This is a genomic window from Pelotomaculum propionicicum (assembly GCF_004369225.1).
GTDB classification, from domain to species: Bacteria; Bacillota; Desulfotomaculia; order Desulfotomaculales; family Pelotomaculaceae; genus Pelotomaculum_B; species Pelotomaculum_B propionicicum.
Map to the genome: position 1 here is coordinate 1 of NZ_QFFZ01000089.1, position 5,212 is coordinate 5,212.

3 protein-coding genes and 3 riboswitches are annotated in these 5,212 nt (G+C 50.1%); all 3 genes read right to left on the reverse strand.

What is annotated here, in order from left to right:
* Nucleotides 1-466 precede the first annotated feature (466 nt).
* Nucleotides 467-558: riboswitch (cyclic di-GMP riboswitch) on the reverse strand.
* 76 nt (nucleotides 559-634) lie between these two features.
* Nucleotides 635-754: riboswitch (molybdenum cofactor riboswitch) on the reverse strand.
* A 429-nt stretch (nucleotides 755-1,183) separates the two neighbouring features.
* On the reverse strand, nucleotides 1,184-3,880 hold the full coding sequence (gene fdhF, locus Pmgp_RS18640) for a formate dehydrogenase subunit alpha (RefSeq protein ID WP_134216099.1): 2,697 nt from the start codon (nucleotides 3,878-3,880) through the stop codon (nucleotides 1,184-1,186).
* Nucleotides 3,881-3,889: 9 nt separating this feature from the next.
* Nucleotides 3,890-4,008: riboswitch (molybdenum cofactor riboswitch) on the reverse strand.
* Between the two features lie 9 nt (nucleotides 4,009-4,017).
* On the reverse strand, nucleotides 4,018-4,947 hold the full coding sequence (locus tag Pmgp_RS18645; RefSeq protein WP_134216101.1) for an NADH-quinone oxidoreductase subunit G: 930 nt from the start codon (nucleotides 4,945-4,947) through the stop codon (nucleotides 4,018-4,020).
* A 15-nt stretch (nucleotides 4,948-4,962) separates the two neighbouring features.
* On the reverse strand, nucleotides 4,963-5,212 hold a 250-nt coding region (locus tag Pmgp_RS18650), incomplete at its 5' end, for a ferredoxin family protein (RefSeq protein ID WP_134216103.1).

Here is a 5,212-nt window from a genome sequence, read left to right on the forward strand (position 1 = left end):
TTTCCGGCTAAACATACTGTCATTACTGGAGGATTGGCCATATTTGTAAAACCCCCTCTTACTAAATAAATTTAAAATTGCTCTCCTAATACTCTCCTCATATGAGCTATAAATGAATCTGTATTACCGGCTGCTTGACAGCCATTATCCAAACCCTGCCCTTATCACCCCCTCTTCTCTCTCTGTAAAGTCTAAAGCTCCCGCTATCACCCCCTTGGGTTTTTAAACTTGTCGCCAAACTACACTTGTCTATACCCTCTAAAAAATATATTGACTTAATCCCAACTGAATCTCCTATTATTTGGTGTATAATTAATACATAAGTCCCATAATATGTAAGCCGGAGAAACAAAAACTGCGGGTTACCCTTTAACCTGAAAAAAAATAGCAGATATGCAAAAATAATAATAATGGGCCTAATCTGAATTACAAGAACAGACTATACCCACCCCAGTAAAGTCAATACCCTTGCAGCCTGGCAATCATAGCCTCTTTTAACTGGCCTTAGACCCATAGCTTTGCGCCACCGGCTTTCGCTCGGTTTTGCTCAACACGATGCCACCTATTAAATTACAACTTAAAAATCAAAAACAAAACCGGGCAGGCTGTGAAAAACAAAGCCGGCCCGGTATGGTTAACCGGATCCAACTCCCCTTTTCACAATGGAAGGTACAACAGTTTCCCACCGCACCCTGGCGGCCAAGTGCCATAGCTTTGCAGCCTTAGGCAAACTGGCTCGGAGAGTATTTCTTTTATATTTTGTGATATTTTCTCTTATTTTGTATTTTTTATTTCTATTACTAAGATAATAAGTCCTGCAAAAGTTTAATTTAATTATTTTATATGTTGCATAAAGTTTTAGTTTTATTTTCCTTGTATCTATTTTTATAAATCAATAGCGAATTCTCTCAATGTCATATCATTTATGTTTATTTATGTTTATTTATGTTTAGCTGTATTATTTATTAAGTACATCTAAATTCTATTTGTATTATGTGTTGCTATGTTATGTACTGTGTAGTACAATAATAAAGCTGTCGAAATTATTCAATACTACTATCTTGTTAAAAAAAGGGACTTTGCCCGCATGCAAAGGGCAAAGTCATCATTTATATATCTCCACAAGGGAGGCACAGCAATTTTATGGAATTTTACTGATGATCAGCATTATAAGATTCTTTTTCTAGCTTACCTTCTCCACCTTAACCGCGCAGACCTTGTATTCGGGTATCTTGGAGATGGGGTCGCGCGCCGCGTTGGTCACCTTGTTAATCGGAACATCCGGGTACTGGAACGAGGTAAACACCATACCAGGCGTAACTATGTCAGTGATCTTGGCGGCAACCTCAACCTGGCCGCGGCGTGAGATCACTCTTACTTTATCCCCGTCACTGATGCCCAGCTTTTCAGCGTCGGCACAGTTGATTTCCAGGTATTCCGCCGGATAGAACACTTCCAAAGCGCCGGTGCGCTGGGTCATAGTGCCGGTATGGTAGTGATACCTTCTGCGGCCGGTGCTCAAGATCAGCGGGTATTCCGCGTCAGGCATTTCGTTGGGCGGGATGTATTCAACAGGGTGGAATTTCCCTAAGCCGCGTGCGAATTTGCCCACGTGCAGGAACTTGGTGCCCGGGTGTTCGGGTGTCGGGCAGGGCCACTGCAGGCTGCCGTTTTCCAGGCGGGCGGACGAAATACCGCCATAGGACGGAGTTACTTTCGCTACTTCCGCAAAAATCTCTTCAGCGGAATTGTACTGCATGGGGTAACCCATGGCCGTACTGATCATAGAGATAATTTCCCAGTCAGCCTTGGCTTCTCCCGGCGGTTCGACAGCTTTGCGCACCCGCTGGACACGACGCTCGGTGTTGCTGAAAGTCCCGTCCTTCTCTGCGAAGCTTGCAGCCGGCAGAACAACATCAGCCAGCTGGGCTGTCTCGGTCAGGAAGATATCCTGCACCACCAGGAAGTCAAGATTCTCAATGTTATGGGCCGCGTGGTTGGCGTCGGGATCAGACAGGATCGGGTTTTCGCCCATAATCAAGAGGGCTTTGATTTTCTTGCCCGACTCATCAATGATCTCACCAACAGTCAGGCCGGGTTTGCCGGGCAGATCTTTCACGCCCCAGAACTCTTCGAACTTGGCCCTGTTGGCGTCAACAGCCACAGGCTGGTAAGCGGGGAAGAAAGCCGGCAGCGCGCCCATGTCACAGGCTCCCTGCACGTTGTTCTGCCCGCGCAGGGGGTTAACCCCGCTGGACGCTTTCCCGATTTGGCCGCAGAGCATGGTCAGGTTGGCCACGGCAAAAACGTTATGGGTGCCGCAAATATGCTGGGTAAGACCCATGGTATAAAGGATGCTGGCGCTCTTCGCCTTCGCGTACCCGCGCGCCACTTCTTTTAGAGTCTCAGCCGGCACACCGGTGATTTCTTCCACATACTCAGGTGTATATTTGGCTACCGTTTCCTTCAGGGCATCAAAGTCCTCGGTGCGCTCCTTAACAAATTCCTTATCCCATAGGTCTTCCGCAATAATTATATTGGCAAGACCATTGAGGAGCGCTATGTCGGACCCGGATTTAATCTGCAGGTGAATGTTGGCCAGGCCGGCAATTTCAGTTTTGCGCGGGTCAGCCACAACCACCGTCGCACCTTTGCGAATAGCCTTTTTGACCTGGATTCCGATTACCGGGTGACCCTCGGTCGTGTTGGTGCCTGTCGCCAGAATAAATTCCGCGTCTTCAATTTCTTTAATGCTGTTGGTCATCGCGCCGCTGCCAAATGCTGCCGCCAGACCGGCGACAGTAGGAGCGTGTCAGAGACGGGCGCAGTGGTCGATATTGTTGGTACCGATCACAGCGCGGGCCAGTTTGTTCATCAGATAGTTTTCTTCGTTGGTTACACGGGCGGAAGAAAGTATGGCAATGGCATCTGCACCGTACTTATCTTTCGTTGCGCCCAATTTCTCCGCCACCAGAGTGATGGCCTCATCCCAGGTGGCCTCCACAAATTTCCCGTCCTTCTTTATCAGCGGGGTTTTGAGGCGGTCGGGATGGTTGATGAAGCCGTAACCAAAGCGTCCCTTCACGCACAGGGCGCGGCCGTTCACATCCCCGTCAGTGGAAGTAACACCAATAACCTTGCCGTCCTTGACATTAAGGTCAAAGGCACATCCCACACCGCAGTATGGACAGGTAGTCGTGACCTTTTTAATTTCCCAGCGGCGCCCCTTGCCAATCATGCCCTTTTCACTGAGGGCGCCGACCGGACACACTGAAACGCAGTTGCCGCAGAATACACAGTTGGATATTTCCGTGTCGCTGTACGGGGCGCCCATAGCCGGAGTGACAATTGAGTTAAAACCTCTGAAAGCAAAGTTGATTACGTTGTTGCCCTGGATTTCTTCACACATTCTGATGCATTTGCCGCACAAAATGCATTTGTTCATATCCCTGACGATGAACGGGTTGTCATCTTCTATGGGATAATTATGTTTTTCGCCTTTAAAGGCGCCCTGCTTTACTCCGTAGTAGTAAGCGTATTCTTGTAAAAGGCACTCGCCGTTCTTGTTGCAGGTAAGGCAATCTTCCGGGTGGTTGGCCAGCAGAAGCTCGAGGTTTGTTTTCCGCGCTTCAATAACAGCAGGTGAGGCGGTGTATACAACCATACCTTCAGTAGCTTCTGTGACACATGATGCCGGGAGATTGCGAGCGCCGGGGATTTCCACCACACATATACGGCAGGCCCCTGGTTTGCTCAGTTCAGGGTCGTGGCAGAAGGTGGGTATAAAGATACCCGCCTGTTCAGCAGCTTCCAGCACCGTGGTCCCTTTGGGCACGGTGATCTGATTGCCGTCTATGGTAAGCGTAACATTTGCCACCATTTTAACCTCCCTTCAAAGAACTAAGCTCCTTTCCTGAGGGGGAGGCATAGCCGTTTCTGACTACACCCTGTCGGCCAGCTATCATACCAGGCAGGTTTAGATAGGTTGGCTCGGAGCATTTTGTTTGTATGCATTGTCTACTTTTTCAGCTCATCCAGCTTTTTCAGAACATCATCCATGCCCAGCGCTTCCGGCCAGGAGACCTCCACAAACTGCTCGTCCTTCTTGAGCATTGGCTTAACCGGCTCGTCAGCATAAAGGAGCTCCAGCCCCAGCCTGCCTTTCAGGCAAAGCGGCCTGCCTACACCCGGCTCTTTGGCTGTCACGCCAAGCACCTTGTCACCCTTGTAGTTCAGGTCAAACTGGCAGCCTGCCTCACAGAAGGTGCAGGTAACCTGCTCCTTCCTGATTTCATAAGTGCGGGCTTTGCCGGCCAGGTTCTGGTAGGTCAGTGCCCCTACAGGACAGACCACAACACAGCGCGCGCAGGAAACACAGGCTGACTCGGCAAGGCTGGTGTCCATTGCCGGCGCCACCTTGGTGTTAAAACCACGGTAGGCAAAGTTGATCACCTGGCGGTCCTCCACCTGCTCGCAGGTGCGGACGCATCTCCCGCACAGGACGCACTTGTTCAGGTCTCTCCTTATATAGGGGTTGGAATCATCAATCGGGTAATTGTGCTTTTCACCGGTAAAGCTGGATTTGCGCACGTCGTACAGGTATGCGTAATCCTGCAGGCGGCAGTCGCCGTTTTTGTCACAGGTCAGACAGTCAGCCGGGTGGTTGGCAAGGAGCAGATCAATTATTGTTTTCCTTGCTTCCACCACGTCTGGTGATTCAGTTTCCACAACCATGCCGTTGGCAGCCTCGGTGACGCAGGAAGCTACCAGAGCCCGCGCCCCCTTGATGTTAACCACGCAAATCCTGCAGCCGCCGTAACCGGGATTGTTGGGATCATGGCAGAGGGTGGGGATAAAAAAGCCAGCTCCCCTGGCGGCATCAAGGACAGATGTGCCCGCCGGGACAGTTACCTCTTTACCATTGATGGTAAGAGTTACATTAGCCAAAACTTATCCCCTCCTTTACGCCTTAATAATGGCGTCGAATTTACATTTTTGGATGCAAGCGCCGCACTTGATGCATTTTTGCGTGTCGATGACATGAGGCTCTTTCTTCTCGCCGCTGATGGCTCCCGCCGGGCAGGTCCTGGCGCAGGCGCCGCAGCCGGTGCACTTGTTGGCCAGAATGGTGTAAACCAGCAGTGCCGAGCATACTCCGGCCGGACAGCGCTTATCCTTAATGTGCGCAATGTACTCGTCTTTGAAGTAGCGC